The organism is Vannielia sp., from assembly GCF_029212645.1.
Taxonomy (GTDB): domain Bacteria; phylum Pseudomonadota; class Alphaproteobacteria; order Rhodobacterales; family Rhodobacteraceae; genus Vannielia.
Window position 1 is genome coordinate 19,393 of record NZ_JARGND010000015.1, and the last position, 24,206, is coordinate 43,598.

Below are 24,206 nucleotides of genomic sequence, written 5' to 3' on the forward strand. Positions count from 1 at the left end.
GCCCGGCCTCGCCGCTGCCGAAACGGTGCTGGATATTCAGGTTGAGCTGCGCTCCCTTGAGATGACGGCAGGGGATATCAAGGCAGTTGATCTGGTGGCACAGGACGCGCCGGGCTTTCAGGTGCGCGTTTCGGCGCGAATGGCAGAGCAGGTGGCCAATCTGACCAGGGCGAATATCGGCAAGGAGGCGCGGCTGTCGATCTGTGGTGACGTCATTGCCCGCCCGGTCATCCAGGAGGCGATCACCAGTGGCGCGATGGTGATTGCACCGGTGCCGGGGGAGCGGATGCAGCCCTACCTTATGGCCCTCACCGGACAGGCCCCATGCCCGGCCAAAAACTGACGCATAGACATGGCAGGCTGGGGTTTTGGGCTTACCCCGCTTGCGGCGGTGCAGCCTTTGGGGCCGTGCCGCTGCATCCGCGTGGTATTGGAACCGCTGGCCGCAGCCCTGTGCCTGCTCACCACTTTGCAATCGCCACCAAAGCCACTAGGTGAAAGACATGGAAAAGAACAATAACACCCCAAAACTTCTCGCCGTCCTGATCGACGCCGACAATACCTCTCCCAAATGGGCCAAGGCGATCTTTGATGAGATCGCTGGCATGGGCGAGGCGTCTGTGCGGCGCGTCTACGGCGATTTCGCCTCCAGCCAGATGAATGGCTGGTCCAAGGTGCAGGCCGAATTTGGCCTCGTGCCGCACCACCAGCCTGCCAATACCGTGGGCAAGAACGCCTCCGATATCGCACTGGTGATTGACGCGATGGACCTTTTGCACTCGGGCCGGTTTGATGGCTTCATCCTTGTGAGCAGCGATAGCGATTTCACCCGTCTGGCCAGCCGCATCCGCGAGCAGGGCCTTGATGTGTATGGCATCGGCGCACAAAAAACCCCCGAAGCTTTCCGCAAGGCCTGCAAGCGCTTCATCTTCCTTGAAAACCTCGAAGGCGCGCCGCAAAAGAAAGAAGCGCCCAAGGGAGGCGACAACCTGAACGACGCGCGCGATCTGATTTTCCGCGCCATGGATGCACTGGAAACCGAGGATGATTGGTATGCCCTCGGCCCGCTTGGCCAGCAGGTCACCACCGCCAATCCGGATTTTGACGTGCGCAGCTACGGCTTTCGCAAGTTCTCTGATCTGGTCGGCAAAATCCCGGTTTTTGAAACCCGCCGTGGCTCGGGCAACCAGCTTCAGGTGCGCCGGGTGGATTGATCAGAGCGCTGCGCCATCAGGCGCATCCCGAGGGGCTGATCGAACGGGCGCAGCAGAGCGCGCGCCCGCGCCAAATCGCAAGCGGCGCCACAGGTGGGCCGCCTGAACGCCTTGCCTCAGCCTCTACGCCTCAACCCGTTGCGTAAGCCGTGTGAATGTGCAGCTTGCCGTCGATCTTGAAGATTTCGATCTTGATCTTGGGCAAGGTTCCGGCGCTCTCGACCGGCCCCTGACCGATCCGCAGTTCCGGGAGTCTGCTCTCGATCCCCTGCATCTCGGTGACGATCGCGGTTCCATGGGTGCCGGTATTCGGTCTTCCATCCAGTTGGTGCAGTTTCTGCTGTCCCTTGATCGAGTTCAGGCCGAAGGCGACGACCATCGCCTGATCCATCGGCGGTACGGGCGTGGACGGGCCACCGTTGGCGCCCGGAGTAACCAGCGTTTTCCCGAAGATCTGGACTTCCTTCTGGAACGCAGAATCATTGGGCTTGTTTCGGTCCGTAACCGCAACGCGATGGTGCCCATGGGTGGCAATCGCATGGCCGCCGGTGCCCGGACCTTCCCCCTCACATTCTTCAAGGAGCTTCTTCACTTCCAAAATTGAATATTGTCGAGCCAACATACCTCTATTCCCTCTGTTGCCTTGCTATTCGCCCATTCGAATACCAAGGCACCCATATCACAGGCCGCGCCTTACCTAGAGGCAATTATCCGTCAAATCTGGCAAAACACTCCCTCCGGCCGCTAATTCTCCAGCGGGTCCCATTCTTTTGCATGGCGGCGCAGCTCAAACTTCTGGATCTTGCCCGTCGGCGTTTTGGGCAGCTCGTGAAACACCACATGCTTCGGCGTCTTGAAACCAGCCAGCTCGCCCCGGCAATGGGCGATCAGCTCTGCCTCGCTCACCTCTGCGCCGGGCTTCAGCTCAACAAAGGCGCAGGGCACCTCGCCCCACTTTTCATCGGGCTTGGCCACCACCGCGCATAGTGCCACCGCCGGGTGGTGCATCAGCACGCCTTCCACCTCGACCGAGCTTACATTCTCACCACCCGAGATAATGATATCCTTGGCGCGGTCGGTGATCTGGATGTAGCCATCCGGGTGCTGAATGGCGATGTCTTCGGAGTGGAAATACCCGCCCCGAAAGGCGTGCTCACTGGCCTCGGGGTTCTTCAGGTAGCCCTTCATCACCATATTGCCGCGCATCACAACCTCACCCGGCGTGTCGGCGTCCATCGGGGATTGGGCGCAGTAATCATCCACCACGGTAACCTCTTCGGCGGTGGGCATCAGCACCCCGGTGCGGGCCTTGATCGCGGCGCGTTCCTTTTGCGCCAGCCCATCCCAGCGGGCGCTGTCCCACAGGCATTCGGTGATGGGGCCGTAGGTTTCGGTCAGCCCGTAAACCTGGGTGATGTTAAAGCCCAAAGGCTCGATCGCGGCGAGGATCGCGGCGGCGGGCGGGGCTCCGGCGGTAAACACCTCAACCGTGTGATCAAAGCTGCGCCGCTCTGCCTCAGGGGCGTTCACCAGGAGGCCCAGCACAATGGGCGCGCCGCCAAAATGGGTGACCCCCTCATCGGCCACCGCATCATAGATCGCCTTGGCGGTTACATCGCGGTTGCACACCACCGTGCCGCCAAGCGCCGGGATCATCCAGACGTGGCACCAGTTGTTGCAATGAAACAGCGGCACAATGGTCAGGTAACGTGGCTGCATTTGCAGCCGCCACGAAATCACCTGCCCCATGGTGCTGAGGTACGCCCCACGGTGGTGATAGACCACGCCCTTGGGCCGCCCGGTGGTGCCGGAGGTATAGTTGAGCGAGATGCTCTCCCACTCGTCCTCGGGCATGATCCATGGCGCATCCTCGCGGCCGTCTTCGAGCAGCGCCTCATAGGTAAGGTGCCGCCCGGTGGCCTCCAGCCCGGCCTCGCTGTCGGGCACCTCGATCAACTCTGGCCGCTCCACCCCCGCGGGCATCGCCTCCAGCGCCTTTTCGGCCAGCGGGATAAAGGCGGTATCCGCCAGCACCACCCGCGCCTCGCCATGCTCAAAGATATAGGCAACCGTGCCCACATCGAGCCGCACGTTGATCGCGTTCAGCACAGCGCCGCAGGCGGGCACCCCGAAATGCGCCTCGCAATGGGGCGCGGTGTTCAGCAGCAGGGTTGCCACCACATCGCCGGGCCGCACGCCACGGGCCTCAAGCGCCGAGGCAAGCCGACTGACCCGTGCATGATATTCGCCGTAAGTCCGCCGGGTGGTGCCATATACCAACGCCTCGCGTTCGGGAAACACCCGCGCCGCCCGCGCCAGATGGCTCAATGGTGTGAGCGCCGTGTAGTTGGCGCGGCATTTGCCCAACCCGCTTTCGTCCGACATCCAGCCCATGCAATAGCCCTCCCGTGCAACGCTTTGAACTTGCAGCATAGGCAGACGCGCCGGGCATTCAAGAATTTGCGCACCACAACCTCACGCCTTAGGATCGCCGCATGATCCTTTCACGCGGGCGCGGTTACCTTTTCATCCACATACCCAAAACCGGCGGCACCTCTATGGCGCTAGCGCTGGAGGCCCGTGCGATGAAGGATGATGTGATGCTGGGCGATACCCCGAAAGCCCGCAAACGCCGCCACCGGGTGAAAGACATGTCCACCGCTGGCCGTCTCTGGAAGCACACGCGCCTGGTTGATCTTCCGGGGCTTGTCGAGGAGGTGGAAATGCGCCGCCTGTTTACCTTCACCCTCGTGCGCAACCCCTGGGACAGGATGGTCAGCTATTATCACTGGTTGCGCGGGCAGGGCTTTCATCACCCCGCCGTGGCCCTCGCCAAAGCGTCGGATTTCGGCACTTTCGTGACACATCCTCGCACCGTCAAAAGCTTCAGCGCGGCAGATTATGGCAGCTACGTTACTCTCCCCTCGGGTGTAGAGCATTGCTCGTCGTTCATCCGTCTGGAGAATTTGGCCGAGGATATCGCGCCGCTTGAAGCCCACCTCGGCTACCCGCTCCTGCCCCTGCCGCGCGAAAACCAAAGCGACCGCGCGCAGGATTGGCGCACCTATTACACAAGGGAATCGCGCGAGTCTGTGGCCAAGTTCGCCGCCAGAGACATCGCCCGTTTCGGCTACAGCTTCGAAGAATAATCACATTGCCACTCTGATTTGCCAGTCACATAGGCCGCAAATTTCCCGATTACGGTTAACTGTCTCTTAACCGGAAACACTGCCCCATTTTGGCCCCCTTCGGGCCGAAGTCGCGGCACGGGAATCACTTCCACTGATTGTGCTGACACCGAAACCGCAGCTGCCAAATGGTTTCGCAAAAACGGGATGGTCAAAATGTTCATGGGATGGAAAACAAACGACTTCACCACGTCCGCCTTCGAGGGCTACCCTTCGGGCACCGAGGCCCGCGGTGCCGGGCACGGGATTGTGGCAGGCACGCTGATCGCAACCTCGATGGGCTGGCGCCCGGTTGAGGCGCTCACGGTCGGCGACGAAGTGATGACCTTTGATGGCGGCCTGCAACGCGTCACCGGGATGAGCCGCGCCCGCCTTTGGAACGGTGAAGCAGGTGCCTGTCCCCGCGCCATGTGGCCGATCCGCGTGCCCGCCGGGCTCATGGGTAACCGCCGCGATCTGGTGTTGATGCCCGAAGAGACCGTGGTGATCGAAAGCGACGCCGCCGAGGACATTTACAACGACCCTTTCGCCCTGATGCCCGCGCTCGCCCTCACCGAGATGCCCGGTGTCGAGCGGGTCTGCCCGCAGAACGAGGTTGAGGTTGTGTCGATCAGCTTTGAAGAGGATCAGGTGATCTTCGTCGAAGGCTCGGCGCTCATCTTTTGCCCCACCGGCGCTGCCGGCGAGCCGATTGGCATGGCCGCGCTGCTGGCCGACGAGTTTGACGCCGCCAGCCCCTACCATGTGTTGACGCTCAGAGATGCCCGGATGCTGGCCACCTGCATCGTGGCCGAGCAGGCGGTGCAGGATGCTCCGACCACCGCGATGGGCGCACGCATCTACGCCGCCTGAACCGGACGAGACGACCATCACCCGCGAGGATGTGCAGGCAGAGCGCATTCATCGCATCTGGCTTGGCCACATGGGCGTGCATCTCTCCCCGGCAGAAACGAGAGGCGCCGCCACCCTTCGGGCGGTGACAGCCCGCCAACGCTCCGGCCCTCCCCCGGAAGCTCACGCTGCCCCTCCCCGATGACATCCCTCAAAAATAGAAAACCCCGCTGCGCTTCACAGCGATGCGGTGGCAGAGAAAACAGGTGCAAAAAGGCGCAAATGGTGGGTTGGTACCCACCCTACGAGGCAGCCCGTAGGGTGGGTGAAACCCATGGTTGGTCAGGCCGCCTTGGCGTCTGATCCGGTGCCGAACCGGTCATAAAACCCACCGCCCGAGGCCGCGATTTCCCGCAGCAGATCGGGGGTGGCGAAGCGGGCGCCGTGTTTTTTGGCCAAGGCTTCTGTCAGCTCAACCGCGCGTTCGGCGCCCAAAATGTCGAGCCAGCCGAACGGCCCGCCGGACCACGGTGCAAAGCCCCAGCCAAGGATTGCGCCCACATCGCCTTCGCGGATGTCTTCCAGCACGCCTTCCTCAAGCGCGCGCACGGCCTCCAGCACCTGAGCAAACAGCAAGCGGTGCTGCACCTCACTCAGCTCTGGTTGCGCGTCGGAAACCGGATACCTAGCCTCCAGCCCGTCCCAGAGCCCCTGGCGCTTGCCCTTTTCATCGTAGGCATAAAAGCCCGCCGAGGTTTTGCGCCCCAAACGGCCCTCATCGGCCATCCAGAACAGCACCTCATCCACCTCGCCATCGGGGTAGTCATCCCCCATTGCGGCGCGGGTGGCCTTGGCGATCTTCACGCCCAGGTCGATCGAGGTTTCGTCAACCAGTTGCAGCGGGCCAAGCGGCATGCCGAGCAGCTTGGCGGCGTTCTCCACCAGCGTAGGCTCCACGCCCTCTTTCACCAGCCGGATACCCTCGTTGATGTAGGGGATGATGCAGCGGTTGGCGTAGAAGAATCGCGCATCGTTCACCACGATCGGCGTTTTGCGGATCTGGCGCACGAAGTCGAGCGCCTTGGCCACCGCGCGATCCCCGGTTTGCTTGCCCTTGATGATTTCGACCAGCAGCATCTTTTCGACTGGCGAGAAGAAGTGAATGCCGATGAACTGCTCGGCATTGTCTGCCGCCTTGGCCAGCTCGGTGATCGGCAGGGTCGAGGTGTTGGTGGCAAAGATGCAATCGGGGCCAACAGCGGCGAGCACCTCCTTGGTGACGGCCGCCTTCACGCCGACATCCTCAAACACCGCCTCAATGATCAGGTCCGCTCCGGCGAGGGCGGCGTAATCGGTGGTGGCGGTGATGCGGTTCAGGAGCTGTTCTTTCTTCTCCGGTGTCGCTTTTTTGCGGGCGATGCCCTTATCCATGTAGCTTTCGGAATAGGCTTTGCCGCGGTCGGCGGCTTCTTGTTTCTGATCAATCAGCACCACTTCGATGCCCGCCTGCGCCGAAACCAGCGCAATCCCGGCACCCATCATGCCTGCGCCGATCACGCCGAGTTTCTTGACCTTCTGGTCCGGCACATCCGGGCGGTTCGCACCCTTTTCCAGGGCTTCCTTGTTGATGAAGAGCGAGCGGATCATCGCGGTGCTCGACGGGTTCATCAGCACATTGGTAAACCAGCGCGCTTCGATCTTGAGGGCGGTGTCAAACGGAACCTGCATCCCCTCGTAAACCGCCGAAAGCAGCGCCTTGGCCGCCGGGAAAACGCCTTTGGTCTTGCCGTTGACCATTGCGTTGGCGCCGACGAAGGTCATGAAGCCAGCCGGGTGATAGGGCGCTCCGCCGGGGATTTTATAGCCCTTCTCGTCCCAGGGCTTCACGATCTTTGGCTCGCTCAGAACCCATTCCTTGGCCTTGGCGAGCAGCTCTTCGGGGGCGACAACCTCATCAACCACGCCCGCCGATTTGGCCCGCTTGGGATTGTTCAGCTTGCCTTCCAGCAGCAGCGGCGAGGCGGCCATGGCCCCCATCTTCCAGCTGAGCCGCGTGGTGCCGCCCATGCCGGGGAAAATGCCAACCATGATCTCGGGCAGGCCGATCTTGGCCTTGGGGTTGTCGGCGGCGATGATGTGATGGCAGGCCAGCGGAATCTCAAGGCCGATGCCCAGCGCGGTGCCGGGCAGGGCGGCGCAAATCGGCTTGCCACCCTTGTTTTTGGCATCCATGCCGCCGCGCTCGATCTTGCGCAGGATCTTGTGGGTTGCCATGACGCCGTCAAACAGGCCCTTGGCGGGGTTGTCGCCGACGCTGTCCTTCATCTTGGCGATGATGTTGAGGTCCATGCCCCCGGCAAAGGAGCCCTCCTTGCCCGAGGTCACGATCACGCCCTTCACGGCGTCATCGGCCAAGGCCTTGTCAATCAGGCCGTCAAGCTCGGAAAAGCCCTCAAGGCTCATCACGTTCATGGATTTTCCGGGGGTGTCCCAGGTGATGGTGGCGACGCCATCGGCGTCGGTTGCCATGGTGAATTCGGTCATGATCTTCCCTCCTCATGGGGCTGTCGTTGCGTCCATGCGTGATGGCCGCGTGTATGCGGGATGAAGCGGGCGCTGGCCCTCTTCGTTGTGATATCGTTGCCGCGATGGCTGTGTGGTAGCGCGGAATGCGTCATGCGACCGGCTCCTCGTAGGGCAGGCCATTGTGGGTGGTGAAAGTGGCTCCGCCATCCTTGAGCGCCACCGCTAGATCAATGTCGCTGTAAAAGGCGCGCTCGGGGTTCATTCTGGAGCCAAGCACCAGAAACCCGGCGAGGCTGTCGCTGTCGTTGATAAAGTGGTGGCCATTCTCCACGCCCGCCGGAAAGCCGGCAAAGCTGCCGGGCGCGGTGGGGTGGGGGCCGTCGTTTTCGACCAGAGTGGGCGTGCCCTTCACCACCATGGCAAACTCATCTTCGTGCTCGTGCCAGTGGCGCAGCGAAGATTTTGCGCCCGGTTCCAGCAGCACCAGATTGGCCCCGAACTGGCTAAGCCCGCCTGCCTGACCAAGCCGTAGAGAAGAGCGCCCCGCCATCATGGCACCGTAGGGCGCAGGGTAGATCGAGCCGGTTTTCATCGGGCAGGCCGCCCGGTCGATATAGCCCGAGGTGACACCGGGAGCTTGCGCATAGCTGGCAGGCTCTTCGCGCCGCTCATCGCCCTGCACCACCGCCCGCACCCCACGGTCGGGGTAGTGGACAACATCGTGCAGGGCCCGCCACCCGGCGACCAGAAAGCGCAGCGGCGTGTCGCAGCGGTTTTCAACCCTGTGGGCATTGGGCACTCCGGCGGGCCAGGCCATGCAATCTCCGGGCTGCAACGGGCGCTCGCCGCTGTCTTCAACCACGGTGGCCTCACCTTCGAGCACCCACAAAAACTCATCCTCTGCCTCATGCCAGTGGCGATCAGAGGAGGCGGCACCGGGGGGCAGCATCTCAAGGACCACGCCAAACTGACCAATCCCGCCCGCCGCACCGAGGTGCAGCCGCTCATAGCCGCCGAGGCGCTCATGGTTGCCTGCCTCGCGGGGCGCATCTGCGGGATCAATCAGGGGCATTCTGCTTGCCTTTTTGCGTCGGCACACCGCTCAAAGCTTCGGCAAAGCTGGTGGGGCGATCCACTGCATATTGGCTTGCGGCCAACCGCCAGGCGCCCTGCGAGCGCTTCACCAGGAAGAAAATCGGGAAGGGGCCGGCCAGCAGCCGATCCCCAATCACCAAACGGGACGAATGAGTGGCCTTGATGGTGTTTTCGTCGGCAAACAGGGCCTCGGTTGCGATCCGTATAAGCTGCGCCCCCGCCTTCGTGAGCACGTTCAGGGTATCGTCAAACAGCGCCTCCAGCTCGGCCTCATTCGTGATCTTGCGCGTGGCTTCAAAGGTATGCACCTCTGTCGGCAAGGCAAAACATGGAGCGAACAGCTCAAAACTGCCCGTGCGATAGGCTTCACCAGACCTGTCGAGCAGGGACTGGTGGATCGCGCGGGCAGTTTCGGGGCTCCTGTCCATCTTGTGGCTTTACACGCGCTCGATGATCGTCGCGGCGCCCATGCCGGAGGCCACGCAAAGCGTGGCGAGGCCCAGCTCCTTGTCCTGGCGCTCCAGTTCATCAAGCAGCGTGCCGATGATGATCGCGCCGGTCGCGCCCAGCGGGTGGCCCATAGCGATGGCACCGCCATTGGGGTTCACGATTGCCGGGTCCACATCAAACGCCTGCATGAAGCGCAGCACCACGGCGGCAAAAGCCTCGTTCACCTCAAAGAGATCAATGTCCGAAACCTTCATGCCACTGTCAGCCATGATCTTTTCGGTCACGGGCACCGGGCCGGTCAGCATGATGGTGGGGTCGGTGCCGATCTTGGCGTTGGCACGAATGCGGGCGCGTGGCTTCAGCCCGCGGGCTTCGCCAAACTCTTTCGAGCCGATCAGGATTGCCGCCGAGCCATCCACGATCCCCGAGGAGTTCCCGGCGTGGTGGATGTGGTTGATCGCCTCAAGATGCGGGTATTTCATCATCGCGATGGTATCAAAGCCGGGCATCACCTCGCCCATTTCCTTGAACGACGCGTTGAGCGCGCCGAGCGACTGCATATCGGTCTCCGGGCGCATGTATTCGTCTTGATCCAGAATGGTCAGGCCGTTCTGGTCACGCACCGGCACCACGGTTTTGCTGAACCGGTCAGCATCCCAGGCGGCCTTGGCGCGGCGCTGAGACTCAACCGCCAGTGCATCGGCCTGATCGCGGGTGAAGCCGTATTCGGTGGCGATGATATCCGCCGAAATGCCCTGCGGCACAAAGTAGCTTTTCATCGCAACGCTCGGGTCTACCGCAATCGCGGCCCCGTCAGAGCCCATGGCGACCCGGCTCATGCACTCCACGCCACCGGCGATATAGCCCTCACCGGCACCGCCCTTGATCTGGTTGGCCGCAAGGTTCACCGCTTCAAGGCCACTGGCGCAAAAACGGTTGATCGACAGGCCGGGGATGCGCTCATCAAGCTTTGAGGCAAGCACGGCGGTGCGGGCAAGGCAGCCGCCCTGCTCCTTGACCTGCGTGGCATTGCCCCAGATCACATCCTCTACCGCGTGGCCTTCCAGCCCGTTGCGATCTGCCAGTGCATCAAGCATCTGGGCGCTGAGGCGCAGCGAAGTAACTTCATGCAGGCTGCCATCCTTGCGGCCCTTGCCTCGGGGGCTGCGCACGGCGTCGTAAATATAGGCTTCAGACATATCGTCCTCCTGTCAGGCCCGGTCGGCTGGCGAGCCGGGCATCACATCATAAGGGTGTTTCCAGCCGGGCTGTGCGGAAATCCGCGTGAGCCAGGCGTCGATTTCGGGGTAGTCCTTGCGGTCAAAGCCGAAGGGCTCTTCGTAAAACAGGTAGCCGCAGCAGGCGCAGTCGGCGATGGTGAGGGCGTCCCCCACGATCCAGTCGCGCCCCTTGAGGTGGGCCTCCAACACCTTGAGCGCGGCGTGCATCCGTGCGCCGGTAAAGGCGATGATCTCTGCCGGGCGTTTGTCTTCGGGCAGGAAGTTCATCAAAAAGCGCAGGGGACCCTGCTGGCCAGAGCCTTTTTGCGTGTCCCACAGGATCCAGCGCAGAATTTCCTCGCGGTCGCCGTCCAGCAGCTTGCCGGTGGCGTCAGCGATATGAAACAGGATCGCGCCGGATTGGGTTAGCGTGCGCTCGCCGTCAACCAGCACCGGCACCTCCCCCATCTCGTTGATCGCGCGAAACTCCGGGCTGCGGGTCTCGCCGTTGAAGAAATCAACGTAGACCGGCTCCCAGTCAACGCCCGCCAATTCCAGCGCCAGCGCGTTTTTATAGGCATTACCGCTTTCACCAAAACAGTAGAGCTTCATCGTCATGTCGTTCCTCCCTTGGCAGGTGTTACAGGGGGGGTTTCACACCCCCGCACCCCCGTGGGATATTTCCGGCAAGGAAAGGGCGCAGGCGCGCGCCCCGTTTCTTGCGTTGATTTTCCCTGTCGCGGGCAATCAACCCACGGCCAGACGCGCGCGGCAAGCGCGACGTCACGTTTCTTGTGCCGCCAGGGCCGCCTTGAAGGCGCGCAGGCGGTGCGGCAGGCTTTCCTCATCGAGAACCGAGGTGGCGTTCTCGAACAGGAAGGTCAGCGCGAGGTTGGCCTCCAGCCCGGTTTCCTCACAGAACCGTTTGAAGGACCGATGGGCCGGTTCGCTTAGCGTGATCTGGTGTTTGCGGGTCAGGCGCAGCTTGTGGGGCATCGGCTCCTCGGGCGTTTTTCCGGCGTGGTGCGGGGCAGGGGGAATCCTCGCCCCGCGTGCAGGCTAGAAGGCCTCGGCGTCGAGGTCCATCACTGTTGCGGCGCCCGAATTGATCCGCGCGAGGTGCATTCCCGTCGCGGGCAGGCGGCGGGCCATGTAGTAACGCCCGGTGGCGAGCTTGGTTTCGTAAAAGCCCGCGTCCGAGGGGCCGTTGTCCAGCGCCTCCTGAGCCACCTTTGCCATCCGCGCCCACATCAGCCCAAGGCAAACGTGGCCAAACATGTGCATGAAGTCATAGCTGCCCGACAGCGCTGCATTCGGGTTTTTCATCCCGTGCTGCATGAAGAACATGCCCGCCGCTTGCAGATCTTTCGAGGCGGCCTTGAGCGGATCGAGGAAATCGGCCTTCAGCGCCTCGTTGCCTTCGTTCTCCTTGAGGAAGGTTTTCACCATCTCGAAGAAGGCCATCACATGCTTGCCGCCGTCCTGTGCAAGCTTGCGGCCCACCAGATCAAGCGCCTGCACGCCATTGGCGCCTTCGTAGATCTGGGTGATCCGTGCGTCGCGGGCGAACTGGCTCATGCCCCATTCTTCAATGTAACCGTGGCCACCGTAAACCTGCTGTGCCTGCACGGCCATGTCAAAGCCCTGATCGGTGAGGAAGCCCTTGATCACCGGGGTCAGCAGCGAAATCATGCCATCGGCCTCGGCATCCTGCTTGCGGTGCGCCTCGTCGATCAGCTTGGCCCCCCACATCAGAAACGCGCGGCCCCCCTCAACAAAGGACTTCTGGTCCATCAGGTTGCGGCGGATATCGGGATGCACGATCAGCGGATCGGCGGGGCCATCGGGGTTTTTCACGCCGGTCACGTCGCGGCCCTGAAGCCGGTCCTTGGCGTAAACCACTGCGTTCTCGTAGGCTGCGGCCGCTTGGGCGAGGCCCTGCATGCCAACGCCAAGGCGGGCCTCGTTCATCATAGTGAACATTGCGCGCATGCCCTTGTGCTCGGTCCCGAGCAGGTAGCCCGTGGCCCCGTCATAGTTCATCACGCAGGTGGCATTGCCGTGGATGCCCATTTTCTCTTCGATCTTGCCGCAGGCCACGCCATTGCGCGCGCCGATGGTGCCTTCGTCGTCCACAAGGAACTTGGGCACGATAAACAGCGAGATGCCCTTCACCCCATCAGGGCCGCCGGGGATTTTGGCCAGCACGAGGTGAACGATGTTATCGGCCATGTCGTGCTCACCGGCAGAGATGAAAATCTTCTGCCCGGTGATCTTGTAGCTGCCATCCTCCTGTGGCTCTGCCTTGGTGCGCAGCAGGCCCAGATCGGTGCCGCAATGCGGCTCGGTCAGGTTCATCGTGCCGGTCCACTCGCACGATACCATCTTGGGCAGCCACTTGTCCTTCTGCGCATCGGTGCCATGCGCCAGAATGGCCGAAGCCGCGCCGTGGGTCAGGCCCTGATACATCGTGAAGGATTGGTTGGCGGCCGAAAACATCTCGCCCACCGCGGTGTTCACCAGATAGGGCATGTTCTGCCCACCGTATTCCTCGGGCAGATCGAGGCCGGGCCAGCCGCCCTCCTTCATCTGCTCGAAGGCGTCCTTGAAGCCCTTGGGGGTGTAGACCACGCCTTTCTCAAAGCGGCAGCCTTCGCGGTCGCCGGACGCGTTGAGCGGCGTCAGAACCTCGCTGGCCAGCTTGCCGGCCTCTTCAAGAACCGCCCCGGTAAACCCTTCATCCAACTCGCTATAGCCGGGGATATCGCTCTCGGAGACTTTCAGAAAGTCGTGGAGCAGGAATTGCAGGTCTTTGGTGGGCGCAGTGTATTGCGGCATGGTCGTCCTCCCTAGGTGCCGAGCATTGCTTTACTCGGCGGCTTCCTTGTTATGTCGTGCGGCGATCGCGTCGCGGCCCCATTCGATCTGGTTTTGCAACTCGTTGATCGCCAGCGCGAGTTCGTCGCGCTGGGCGACCATCTCGGCAAGCCGATCTTCGGCCGCATCCAGAGTGGCTTCAAGCTGTATGCTTTCGCCACCATCCGTATCATAGAGGTCAAGAAGCTGGCGGATCTTCTCAAGCGAAAATCCAAAGCGCTTTCCACGAAGGATAAGCGTCAAACGTGCCCGGTCGCGCTTGGTGAAGAGCCGTTTCTGGCCTTCGCGCACCGGGAACAATAGCTCCTTGGCCTCGTAAAACCGCAAAGTCCGTGCCGTCACATCATAGGCATCGCACATTTCACGGATCGTCATTTCTTTCTCGGTCATCACAGTCGCTCCCGGTTCACCCTCATATATGCCTCTTCTTGCATAAGCCGGGAGATGCTTAGTTCTGGGGCAGCTTACAAGGATTCCTGAAGTTGACGCAGTCGGAACGCTACGTCACGAACGCCGGTGCATACTATTCGGAAAGATTACCCCAGGGAATGCGCAACTTTAAGCCTCACCAAAGCGGTTTGGGAACTTAAGTATTGAGGTATTTTAGCTTTTATAATGATAATTATAATTCAACGTGTCAGGATGAATCCATGCCTGCCGCACGGCGTAAATATGCCATCAGGAGTCACGGTCAGGGCGCATCAAACCCGTGCGCTGCGCTTTGGCCTGCGTCAATCAGTCTGCCAATGCGTTTCAGGCTATTTAAGGGATCCCGCCGTCTCGTCGCGCAACCGGCGCAGATCGGCGATGGACTCGTCAATCTCGCGGCGCTGGCGTGCCAGTTCGTCAAGTTGGCGGTCGGCCCGCTCGATCCAGGTTTCAAGCTGAGCGCGGTTGTCATCGCTTTCATACATGTCGAGCCACTGGCGGATTTCTTCCAATGAAAATCCAAACCGGCGGCCACGCAGAATCAGCGTCATCCGGGCAACCTCGCGCTGGTTGTAAAACCGCGAGCGCCCCTGCTTCTCGGGTTTCAGCAGCTCGATATATTCATAGTAGCGCAGGGTGCGCGGCGTCACATCGAACTTCGCACACATCTCCTTGAAGCTTAGTCCTGTATCGGCTTTCACCTCCGACATCTTGCGGAACTCCCGGTAGCCATTGGTCTGGCCACAACCCTAGAGCAGCCGACCGGGCGGATCAATCAGTAGGGTTGCGAGGGGGCCGCCAGCGACCGATAAAGGCCTTGCAGGACAAAAGGAAAGCCAATGGCAAACGATGACGAAATCAAGGTGGCGCAAGAATTCATTTCGGCGCTGCCGCATGCCAAGGAGCTGGGTTTGACGGTTGAAGACATCGGGCCGGGCCATGCTGTGGTGGCGCTGCCCTATGCCGAGCGCCTCATTGGCGATCCGCGCACACGTGTGTTGCATGGCGGCGCGATCTCGGCGCTGATGGATACCACCTCGGGCGCCGCCGTGATGTCCTTGCCCGAAGGGTTTGGCACCGCCACGCTTGATCTGCGGATTGATTACATGCGCTCCGCCACGCCCGGCCAAACGGTTCATGCGGCGGCTGAGTGCTATCACGTTACCCGCTCTGTCGCCTTCGTGCGCACCACCGCCTACGACGATGATAAAGAGCGCCCCGTTGCCACCGCCACGGGTGCGTTCACCTACGGCCACGCCACCGCCCCTTCAACGCCCGAACAAATGGCCACGGCGATGGACGTGTTCGAAAACGGCAAGAAGGAGTTGGGCCTTTGAAATACCCCGAGCCTGTTCAGGTCATCAAAGAGCGGCGCGATACGGCGCTGGGCGCGCTGGTTGGCGGCATCCCCTACATCGGTTTCATGGGCATCACCTTTGAACGGCGCGGCGATGAGCTGACGGCGATCATGCCTTACCGCGGAATGCTGGTGGGCAACCCCGTGCTGCCGGCGCTGCACGGCGGGGCCACCGCCGCCTTCCTCGAAATTGCAGCCCTGGTCGAGCTGGCCTGGTCTGGCCTCTGGTCGGAGATCGAAAGCGGCGCTGTGGATGTGTCCAACCTCACCCCCGAGACCCTGCCGCGCCTTCCCAAAACGATTGATTTCACCGTTGATTACCTGCGCTCCGGCCTGCCGCGCGATGCCTATGCGCGTGCTCGGGTCAATCGCTCGGGGCGGCGGTATGCCTCGGTGCATGTGGAAGCCTGGCAAGACAATCGCTCGCGGCTGTTCGCGCAGGCCACCGGGCATTTCCTGATGCCCGCCCCGAATGATGGCTGATCTGAAAGCCACGCCTAAGCCGATCACCCACCGGCGTATCCTCAAGGTCGCCGTGCCCATCGTCATATCCAACGCCACCGTGCCAATCCTTGGCGCGGTGGATACCGGCGTTGTGGGCCAGTTGGGCGATCCGGTGCCGATTGGCGCGGTGGGTCTTGGGGCGATCGTTCTCACCGCGATCTACTGGATCTTCGGGTTTTTGCGGATGGGCACCGTTGGCCTCACCAGCCAGGCTGAAGGGGCGGAGGACCGCGCCGAGGTTTGCGCCCTCCTGATCCGCGCGCTGCTCATCGCGGTGGCAGGCGGGGTGTTGCTGATCATCGCCCAGCTTCCGCTCTTCGCTGCGGCCTTCTGGCTCGCCCCTGCCTCACCCGAGGTGGAATCCGCTGCTTGGGGCTACATGCAAATCCGCGTCTGGTCGGCCCCCGGTGCGATTGCGATCTATGGCCTCACCGGCTGGCTCATCGCCAAGGAGCAATCACGCGCGGTGTTGATGATCCAGCTCTGGATGAACGGCCTGAACATCGGTCTTGATCTGCTCTTTGTGCTGGTGCTTGGCTGGGGCATCGAAGGCGTGGCCATTGCCACCTTCATCGCCGAGTGGACAGGTGCCGCCCTTGGCCTTTACCTCTGCCGTGACGCCTTTGAGGGCGGGCACTGGCGTAACCGTGCGCTCATCTTCAACCCCGCCCGGCTGATCCACATGGCGGGGGTAAACACCAATATCCTGCTGCGCTCTGCGATGCTTCAGGTGATCTTCGTCTCGTTCCTGTTCCTCGGTTCCGGCTTTGGCGATGTGCAACTCGCCGCCAACCAGATCCTGCTGCAATTCCTCTACATCACCTCCTATGCGATGGATGGCTTCGCCTTCTCTGCCGAGGCCGTGGTGGGCCAGGCCTATGGGTTGAAAAGCCCGGCGCGGGTGCGCAGGGGCGCGGTGATGACAGGCGGCTGGGGCATGGCGACCGGCGCGGTGCTGGCGTTCGCCTTCCTGCTCGCCGGACCAAGCATCATCGACGTGATGACAACCGCCCCCGAGGTGCGTGAAGCCGCGCGCACCTATCTGGCCTATATGGTCTTCGCCCCGCTGATCGGGGCGGCGGCGTGGATGTTTGACGGTATCTTCATCGGCGCAACCCGCACCCGCGATATGCGCAACATGATGGCGCTGGCGCTCATCTGCTATGGCGTTGCCGTGGCGGTCCTCATCCCGCTTCTGGGCAATCACGGCGTGTGGCTGGCCCTGCTTATCAGCTTCGCGGCCCGTGGCCTCTTCATGGGCCTGCGCTACCCCGCCCTGGAGCGTGACGCCGCCCTTTAGGGAAGCGGTCCCAGCGGGCACGCGACGAACGGAAGGCTGGCCATGATGAAAGTGATCGCCCGCCCAATCAGGGGTGTTGCGCCGATATCACCCTTGCGCCGGATGACACCTGACCCCGAGACCCCTTGGAAGCGCTTGAACCTCGCCCCGAAAACCGGGATCACTTCACAATGCGCCCGGTGGCTTGCGATCACCTGGCGAAAACCGCGCTCCTCAGGCAACCTTTTGGCCCCGCCTGCGTTCTGTTACCAAGCCAGCCTCGCCCGATGAGGCCTCTCTGCAAAATGAAAGACACCAATGAAGCGGTTTACCTGCCCTCAATGTGGGCACGAAGTTCACTTTGATAGTCTAAAATGCGTCCGCTGCGGTCAGCCGCTCGCCTTGCTGCCCTCTGCTCTGGACATGCGCGCCACAGATGGGCAGGGCCGTACGCAGGATGGCTGGGTCGCCTGCCGCAACATCGCCGCTGGCGGGTGCAACTGGCTTGCCGCGCCGGGCAGCGAGAGCGGCTATTGCACGGCCTGCGAGCACAACAAGACCGTGCCCAATCTTGATAATCCGTCGCACCGTGAAAAGTGGAAAGAGCTGGAGCTGGCCAAGCGGCAGCTGATCTTTGAGCTTTTGTCATGGTCGCTCGATTGCCCGACCAAGGCCGAGGAGCCAGAAACCGGGCTGGCCTTTGATTTTCTGGCAGACACCCAAACGCCGGACGGCAAGACCGTTGCGGTTTCAACCGGCCACAGCCTTGGCCTGATCACGCTCAACATTGCCGAGGGCGATGAGATCGAGCGGGCCGAGCGCAAGCGCGACCTTCATGAGCCATACCGAACCGTCATCGGCCACCTGCGCCACGAGATCGGCCATTACTACTGGATGCGCCTGGTGCACGGCACCTCAGACCTTGAAGAATGCCGCCGGCTCTTCGGAGATGACCGGGCGGACTACGGCGAGGCTTTGCAGACCCATTACGCAGGCCCACCGCCCGCCGGGTGGCAGCAATCCTTCATCAGCGCCTATGCCACCGCCCACCCCTGGGAGGATTTTGCCGAAACATGGGCGCATTGGATGCACATTGTTGATGGCCTGGAAACGGCCGAGGCCTACGGCGTGTTCGGGGTCACATCGGGGCAGGGAGACAGTGTTTATCGCTCCGAGGATGTCGAGCATATGATCGGGCGTTGGGTGCACCTCACGGTCACGGTCAACAGCCTCAACCGGGGCATGGGCCAGCCAGATTTTTACCCCTTCGTGCTGTCTGACCCGGTGATCGAGAAGATGCGCTTCATCAACCGCCTCATCCACAAGAACGCCGCCAAAGCGCCCGGCGTGATCGCACAGTAAAGAGGCAAAGCGCACGGCTGGCGGGGGCCGAAGTTGCCCCCGCCGCGCTCAAGGGCCGTTTGTGCGTGAAACCTGTGCGCCTTCGTGCGAGAACATAGGAAAAGCAGGAGAGACCCCTTGGCAATTCTGGCGAGTATCCACCACCTCACGCACTACAAATATGATCGCCCGGTTACGCTGGGCCCGCAGATCATCCGCTTGCGGCCAGCCCCCCACAGCCGGACCCGCGTGGTGTCACACTCGCTCAAGGTCACGCCCGAAAACCACTTCGTGAATTACCAGCAAGACCCCTATGGCAACTGGATGGCGCGCTTTGTCTTCCCCGAGCCGGTGCGCGAATTTCGCATCGAGGTCGATATCACCGCCGATCTCAGCGTTTATAACCCGTTCGACTTTTTTGTTGAGGACTATGCCGAGACCTGGCCGTTCGACTACGCCGAGGATTACGCGCGGGATCTCACGATCTACCGCGAGTGCGAGCCTACGGGGCCAAAGCTGCAAGCCTTCCTTGATAGCATCCCGCGTGACGAGATGCGCACCACCGACTTTATCGTTGGCCTCAATGCGCGGCTGGCCGATGAGATTGGCTATGTGATCCGCATGGAGCCCGGCGTGCAAACGCCCGAAGAGACGCTGGAAATTGGCAAAGGCTCCTGCCGCGATACAAGTTGGCTTCTGGTGCAGGTGCTGCGCCACCTTGGCTTTGCCGCCCGCTTTGCCTCGGGCTACCTGATCCAACTAAAGCCCGATCTGATCGCTGTTGATGGCCCTGCTGGCACCGACAAGGACTTCACCGATCTGCACGCGTGGTGCGAGGCCTATATTCCCGGCGCGGGCTGGGTGGGCCTTGATCCCACCTCGGGCCTGTTGACGGGCGAAAGTCACATCCCGCTGGCCACCACCCCGCATTACCGCAACGCGGCGCCGATTTCGGGCATGGCGAGCTTTGCCGAGGTCGATTTTGATTTTGACATGACGGTCACGCGCACCGCCGAGCATCCGCGCATCACCAAGCCGTTTTCCGAGCAGTCATGGGGGCGGCTCAACGACATGGGCCACAAGGTGGATCAGGCGCTGCGCGACGATGACGTGCGCCTCACCATGGGCGGCGAGCCAACCTTTGTGTCGATTGATGATTTCGAGGCCGATGAGTGGAACACCGAGGCCGTTGGCCCCACCAAGCGCAGCTTTGCCGATGCCCTGTTGCGCCGCTTGCAGGCCAAGTTCGCTCCCGGCGGCTTTTTGCATTACGGGCAGGGCAAGTGGTATCCCGGTGAAACCCTCCCCCGCTGGACCTTCTCGCTTTACTGGCGCAACGATCAAAAGCCGATCTGGCAGAACCCCGATCTGATCGCCCCCGAAGTCACCGATGGCGAGGCCTCCCCCGAAGAGGCCAAGGCCCTGCTCGGCGCGATGGCCACAAACCTTGGCGTGCCCTCGGACAATGTGTTTGCCGCCTATGAAGACCCCGCCGAATGGGTCGTCAAGGAAGGCAATCTGCCCGAGAATGTGACGCCCGAAAATTCCAAGTTGAAAGACCCTGAGGAACGCGCCCGCATCGCCCGCGTGTTTGAGCGCGGCCTGAACGAGCCTGCCGGGTTTGTGCTACCGATCCAGAAGTGGCAGGCTAAAGGCCCGCGCACCTGGCTCTCTGAAAAGTGGGAGTTGCGCCGCAAGCATCTCTTCCTCGTGCCCGGTGACAGCCCGGTTGGCTATCGTCTGCCGCTTGGCTCCTTGCCCCATGTCCCCGAGGCCGAGTATCCGCATCTCTACCCGGCGGACCCGATGGTGCAGCGGGGTAATCTGCCGGATTACCACGCCAGAGAAGCCGTCGCCGAGCAGGAGGCAGAGGAAAAGGCCGCGCGCACGGCCGGCCAGAAGGTGGCCAGCTTCACCGCCAGCGAGCCGGGGCAAAGCCAGGTTGAGCAGGTGATTTCCGATCTCAAGGGCAAGGTGCGCACGGCCCTGTCGGTCGAGCCGCGTGACGGGCGGCTATGCATCTTCATGCCGCCGGTCGAGGAGCTGGAGGACTATCTGGAGCTGGTCGCCGCCGCCGAAGCCGCCGCCGATCAACTTGGCCTTCAGGTGCATATCGAAGGCTATGGCCCGCCAAGCGATCCGCGCATCAACGTGGTGCGCGTCGCCCCCGATCCCGGCGTGGTCGAGGTCAACGTGCATCCGGCCCATACCTGGGACGAAACCGTCAGCATCACCGAAACCGTTTATGAAGAAGCCCGCCAGCTGCGGCTTGGGGCTGACAAGTTCATGATCGACGGTCGCCACACCGGCACCGGTGGCGGCAACCATGTGGTCGTCGGCGGCTCCACCCCGTCTGACAGTCCCTTCCTGCGGCGGCCTGATCTGCTGGCCAGCCTGATTTTGCACTGGCAGCGCCATCCCAGCCTGTCCTATCTGTTCTCCGGGTTGTTCATCGGCCCCACCAGCCAAGCCCCCCGGATTGACGAAGCCCGGATGGACAGCCTTTACGAGCTTGAGATCGCGCTGGCCCAGGTGCCCCGGCCGGGCGAGGGCGCCGCGCCGCCGCCATGGCTGGTGGACCGTCTGTTCCGCAACCTGCTGGTTGATGTCACCGGCAATACCCACCGCGCCGAGATCTGCATTGATAAGCTCTACTCCCCCGATGGCCCCACCGGGCGCCTTGGGCTGGTAGAGTTTCGCGGCTTCGAGATGCCGCCCAACCCGCGCATGAGCCTTGCGCAACAGCTTTTGATCCGCGCGCTGATCGCCCGCATGTGGCGCTCCCCGATCACCGGCAACCTCACCCGGTGGGGCACCGCGCTGGGGGATCGCTTCATGCTGCCGCATTTCGTGTGGGCTGATTTTCTGGAGGTGCTGGACGATCTGCGCCAGCACGGCTTTGATCTGGAGCCTGAGTGGTACAAGGCGCAGGCCGAGTTCCGCTTCCCGTTCTGCGGCGAAGTTACCTTCGAGGGCGCAACGCTGGAGCTGCGTCAGGCGCTTGAGCCTTGGCATGTGCTGGGTGAAACCGGCGCGATTGGCGGCACGGTGCGCTATACCGATAGCTCGGTAGAGCGCCTTCAGGCCAAGTTGATTACCGGCGATCCGGGCCGCTACAGCGTCACCTGCAACCGGCGCAGCCTGCCAATGCACCGCACCGAAGACAGCGCCATTTCGGTGGCCGCCGTGCGTTATAAAGCGTGGCAACCGCCCTTGGCGCTGCACCCGGTTTTGCCGGTCGATGCACCGCTGGTGTTTGACATCTATGACACATGGACCGGGCGGGCGATTGGCGGCTGCACCTATCACGTCGCCCATCCGGGGGGCCGCAATTACGATGTGTTCCCGGTCAACGCCAATGAGGCCGAGGCCCGGCGTCTGGCGCGCTTCGAGGCGCATGGCCATAACGCCGGAGATTATGAGCCTGCTACGGAAACCCCGCATCGCGAGTTCCCGATGACCCTTGATCTCAGGCGAGCGCCGCGCCGGTGAGTCCGACAGGCGCACATACGGCCTTCCCTGATGGGGGCCACCTGCTCGAAGGTTACCAGCCCCAGCCGGGGGTGCCTGACGAGATGATCGCGCCGGACGGCTCGATGCGCTATGTCTGGGCGCCCTTGGTCACGCAGCTGTCGATGATGACCCCCGAAGAGGTGGAGGGGGCCTTTGCCCACGGTCACCAACACCTCGCCAATTCGGGGGTTTTCTTTCGCCACTACGGCGATCCTTCGGGCGCTGTGCGCGACTGGCCGCTCAACCCGGTCCCGGTGGTGCTGCACGAAGCCGAGTGGCGCAAAATCGAGGAAGGGCTGGTGCAACGCGCCGGGCTTCTCGATCTGGTGGCACAGGATCTCTACGGCGAAAACCGCCTGATTGCCGAGGGAAAGCTTCCGGCGCGCCTGATCGCGTCCAACCCCGAATGGCTGCGCCCGATGGTTGGCATCAAGCCACGCGGCGGGCATTTCTTGAACTTCATCGCCTTCGAAATCGGCCGTGGCCCCGATGGCCGCTGGTGGGTGCTTGAAGACCGTGTCGATGCGCCCTCTGGCGCAGGCTTCGCGCTGGAAAACCGGATTGCCACCAATAGCATCTTTCCGCAGTTGCACCGCGCCTCGCGCATCCGCCGCTTGGCCGGGTTTTTCGAGGCGTTCCGCTCCATGCTGGATGGCCTCAGCGCCGATGGCACGCAGGCAGGCGTGCTCACGCCGGGGCCAAACGCCGATACCTATGACGAGCACGCCTACCTCGCTCGCTACCTCGGGATGCCGCTGCTGGAGGGCGAGGATCTGTTGGTGGATGGTGGCGAGCTCAAGGTGCGCACGGTGGATGGGCTGCTGCCGATCAATGTGCTCTGGCGGCGGATGGATGGCATCTGGTCTGATCCGCTTGAACTGGCCTCCGAAAGCCAGCTTGGAACGCCCGGCCTGGTGTCGGTCATCCGGCAAGGCAAGCTCACCATGGTCAACGCGCTCGGCTCCGGGGTGCTGGAAACCCAGGCGCTCATGGCGTTTCTGCCGCAACTCAGCCGCTCGCTCACCGGCGAGGCGCTGAAGCTGCCCAACCTCGCGACATGGTGGTGCGGCCAGCCCTCTGAGCTTGCACATGTGCGCGCCCATGCCGACCGGATGTTGATCGGCCCGGCGCTTTCAACGCGCATGCCCTATGAAACCGACGCCACCTATGCGCTCGGCGGACGCCTGCGCGGCCCCGATCATGGCGGTGATCTGGATCGCTGGCTTGTTGAAAATGCCGATGGGCTGGTCGCCAAGGAGCTTGCCACCCTGTCCACCACCCCGGTCTATCAGGCTGGCGGCTTCGTGCCGCGCCCAATGTCGCTTCGGGTGTTCCTTGCCCGCACCGAAAACGGCTGGCAAATGATGCCCGGCGGCTTTGCCCGCATCTCAGGCTCTTCCGATCCCACCGCCGTTTCCATGCGCAATGGCGGCACCGTTTCCGATGTGTGGGTGGTCAGCGATACGCCCGTCGCGGCCCAAACCCTGATCGCAAGCGGCAACATGCGCCCCGCCTCGGCGCATATCAATGCGCTGCCCGCGCAGGCGGCGGACAATCTTTTCTGGGTCGGGCGCTATACCGAGCGCACCGAGCATCTGCTGCGCATGGTGCGCGCCTATAACATCCGCCTCGATGAGCCGGTCTCAAAGGCGCTGATGAAGCAGTTGCGCAAACAACTGGCGTTCTATGGGGTGAAGCCCGCGCAGCCGTTTCCCAAAGCTGTCCTCGCGGCGCTGGACTCGGCCGTCAACGCGGCCAGCCAGATACGTGACCGCTTCAACGTGGATGCCTGGGCCGCACTGATGGACATGCAAAAATCCACGCACCGGATCTCCCGGCGCACCAAGCGCGGGGCCGATGCCGCCTCGGTGATGAGTGTGATGTTGCGCAAGAGCGCAGGGTTTTCCGGCCTTGTGCATGATAACATGGCCCGCAGTTCCAGCTGGAACTTCCTCATGCTCGGCCGCTCTCTGGAACGCGCTTCAAACATGGCCAGCCTGCTGGCCGTTGTCACCAGCAAGAAGGCCCCCGAAGGCGGGCTGGATCTGGCGATCGAGGTGGGTGACAGCATCATCCTGCATCACCAGAAGTATGCGCTTTTCACCAGCCGCGAGAGCGTGATTGATCTGCTGGCCTGTGATCCGACCAACCCGCGCTCCATCGCGTTTCATCTCGATGTCATCTGCAAAGGCATCCAGCGCCTGAGCCAGTTGCACTCGGATCAGCGCACCGATGAACTGCTGCAAAAGGCGACCGATATCCGCGAGGGCTTCGCAGCGCGCGGGGTGATGGGGTTGAGTAGCAAGGCGCTGTGGCAGGTGAGCAGTGATCTGCTCGACCTGTCCACCATGCTGAACACCATTTTCATCCACTAGAGGTGCC

21 protein-coding genes are annotated in these 24,206 nt (G+C 62.4%); 10 read left to right on the plus strand and 11 right to left on the minus strand.

The window, feature by feature from the left end:
* Window positions 1-25: 25 nt before the first annotated feature.
* Window positions 26-343, plus strand: a complete 318-nt coding sequence (locus P1U55_RS06940) for a hypothetical protein (protein ID WP_301046807.1) — start codon at window positions 26-28, stop codon at window positions 341-343.
* A gap of 160 nt (window positions 344-503) precedes the next feature.
* Window positions 504-1,214, plus strand: a complete 711-nt coding sequence (locus P1U55_RS06945) for an NYN domain-containing protein (protein ID WP_301046808.1) — start codon at window positions 504-506, stop codon at window positions 1,212-1,214.
* Between the two features lie 130 nt (window positions 1,215-1,344).
* Here P1U55_RS06945 and P1U55_RS06950 read toward each other — a convergent pair whose 3' ends face one another.
* Window positions 1,345-1,836 (minus strand): hypothetical protein, encoded by a 492-nt coding sequence (locus P1U55_RS06950; RefSeq protein ID WP_301046809.1) that lies wholly within the window; start codon window positions 1,834-1,836, stop codon window positions 1,345-1,347.
* A 122-nt stretch (window positions 1,837-1,958) separates the two neighbouring features.
* Window positions 1,959-3,608: an AMP-binding protein gene (locus P1U55_RS06955; protein ID WP_301046852.1), complete on the minus strand. Its 1,650-nt coding sequence runs from the start codon at window positions 3,606-3,608 to the stop codon at window positions 1,959-1,961.
* 101 nt (window positions 3,609-3,709) lie between these two features.
* On the opposite strand from P1U55_RS06955, the gene P1U55_RS06960 reads away from it, so the two are divergent.
* Both P1U55_RS06960 and P1U55_RS06965 read left to right on the plus strand, forming a co-directional pair.
* The gene (locus tag P1U55_RS06960) at window positions 3,710-4,363 is read left to right on the plus strand and encodes a sulfotransferase family 2 domain-containing protein (RefSeq protein WP_301046810.1); all 654 of its coding nucleotides are present in this window, start codon (window positions 3,710-3,712) and stop codon (window positions 4,361-4,363) included.
* 201 nt (window positions 4,364-4,564) lie between these two features.
* Entirely contained in the window at window positions 4,565-5,254 is a 690-nt protein-coding gene (locus tag P1U55_RS06965; protein WP_301046811.1) for a Hint domain-containing protein, read from the plus strand.
* Between the two features lie 321 nt (window positions 5,255-5,575).
* Here P1U55_RS06965 and P1U55_RS06970 read toward each other — a convergent pair whose 3' ends face one another.
* The 9 genes from P1U55_RS06970 to P1U55_RS07010 all read right to left on the minus strand — a co-directional run bounded on the left by P1U55_RS06970 (window position 5,576) and on the right by P1U55_RS07010 (window position 14,540).
* On the minus strand, window positions 5,576-7,777 hold the full coding sequence (locus tag P1U55_RS06970) for a 3-hydroxyacyl-CoA dehydrogenase NAD-binding domain-containing protein (protein WP_301046812.1): 2,202 nt from the start codon (window positions 7,775-7,777) through the stop codon (window positions 5,576-5,578).
* A gap of 130 nt (window positions 7,778-7,907) precedes the next feature.
* Complete coding sequence (locus tag P1U55_RS06975) at window positions 7,908-8,831, minus strand: cupin domain-containing protein (RefSeq protein ID WP_301046813.1); 924 nt, start codon at window positions 8,829-8,831, stop codon at window positions 7,908-7,910.
* A complete protein-coding gene (locus P1U55_RS06980) occupies window positions 8,818-9,282 on the minus strand; it encodes a hypothetical protein (protein ID WP_301046814.1) in 465 nt (154 codons plus the stop codon). The genes P1U55_RS06975 and P1U55_RS06980 overlap by 14 nt, the downstream gene beginning before the upstream one ends.
* A 9-nt stretch (window positions 9,283-9,291) precedes the next feature.
* Window positions 9,292-10,503, minus strand: coding sequence for an acetyl-CoA C-acetyltransferase (locus P1U55_RS06985; protein WP_301046815.1), 1,212 nt, complete (start codon window positions 10,501-10,503; stop codon window positions 9,292-9,294).
* A gap of 12 nt (window positions 10,504-10,515) precedes the next feature.
* Complete coding sequence (locus P1U55_RS06990) at window positions 10,516-11,142, minus strand: glutathione S-transferase family protein (protein ID WP_301046816.1); 627 nt, start codon at window positions 11,140-11,142, stop codon at window positions 10,516-10,518.
* Between the two features lie 165 nt (window positions 11,143-11,307).
* Complete coding sequence (locus P1U55_RS06995) at window positions 11,308-11,520, minus strand: hypothetical protein (protein WP_301046817.1); 213 nt, start codon at window positions 11,518-11,520, stop codon at window positions 11,308-11,310.
* A gap of 63 nt (window positions 11,521-11,583) precedes the next feature.
* Window positions 11,584-13,362 carry an acyl-CoA dehydrogenase C-terminal domain-containing protein gene (locus tag P1U55_RS07000; protein ID WP_301046818.1) on the minus strand — a complete coding sequence of 593 codons (1,779 nt, stop codon included), beginning with the start codon at window positions 13,360-13,362 and terminating at the stop codon, window positions 11,584-11,586.
* A 30-nt stretch (window positions 13,363-13,392) separates the two neighbouring features.
* Entirely contained in the window at window positions 13,393-13,791 is a 399-nt protein-coding gene (locus P1U55_RS07005; protein ID WP_301046819.1) for a MerR family DNA-binding transcriptional regulator, read from the minus strand.
* 368 nt (window positions 13,792-14,159) lie between these two features.
* On the minus strand, window positions 14,160-14,540 hold the full coding sequence (locus P1U55_RS07010; RefSeq protein ID WP_301046820.1) for a MerR family DNA-binding transcriptional regulator: 381 nt from the start codon (window positions 14,538-14,540) through the stop codon (window positions 14,160-14,162).
* 129 nt (window positions 14,541-14,669) lie between these two features.
* Here P1U55_RS07010 and P1U55_RS07015 point away from each other — a divergent pair, with 129 nt between their 5' ends.
* The 6 genes from P1U55_RS07015 to P1U55_RS07040 all read left to right on the plus strand — a co-directional run bounded on the left by P1U55_RS07015 (window position 14,670) and on the right by P1U55_RS07040 (window position 24,199).
* A complete protein-coding gene (locus tag P1U55_RS07015) occupies window positions 14,670-15,167 on the plus strand; it encodes a PaaI family thioesterase (RefSeq protein WP_301046821.1) in 498 nt (165 codons plus the stop codon).
* Window positions 15,164-15,670 (plus strand): PaaI family thioesterase, encoded by a 507-nt coding sequence (locus tag P1U55_RS07020; RefSeq protein ID WP_301046822.1) that lies wholly within the window; start codon window positions 15,164-15,166, stop codon window positions 15,668-15,670. Before P1U55_RS07015 ends, P1U55_RS07020 begins: the two co-directional genes overlap by 4 nt.
* Window positions 15,663-16,991 (plus strand): MATE family efflux transporter, encoded by a 1,329-nt coding sequence (locus P1U55_RS07025; RefSeq protein WP_301046823.1) that lies wholly within the window; start codon window positions 15,663-15,665, stop codon window positions 16,989-16,991. Before P1U55_RS07020 ends, P1U55_RS07025 begins: the two co-directional genes overlap by 8 nt.
* A gap of 297 nt (window positions 16,992-17,288) precedes the next feature.
* Window positions 17,289-18,332: a putative zinc-binding metallopeptidase gene (locus tag P1U55_RS07030; protein WP_301046824.1), complete on the plus strand. Its 1,044-nt coding sequence runs from the start codon at window positions 17,289-17,291 to the stop codon at window positions 18,330-18,332.
* A 117-nt stretch (window positions 18,333-18,449) separates the two neighbouring features.
* Window positions 18,450-21,803 (plus strand): DUF2126 domain-containing protein, encoded by a 3,354-nt coding sequence (locus tag P1U55_RS07035; protein ID WP_301046825.1) that lies wholly within the window; start codon window positions 18,450-18,452, stop codon window positions 21,801-21,803.
* Window positions 21,800-24,199, plus strand: coding sequence for a circularly permuted type 2 ATP-grasp protein (locus tag P1U55_RS07040; RefSeq protein ID WP_301046826.1), 2,400 nt, complete (start codon window positions 21,800-21,802; stop codon window positions 24,197-24,199). The genes P1U55_RS07035 and P1U55_RS07040 overlap by 4 nt, the downstream gene beginning before the upstream one ends.
* The last annotated feature ends 7 nt before the right edge of the window (window positions 24,200-24,206 follow it).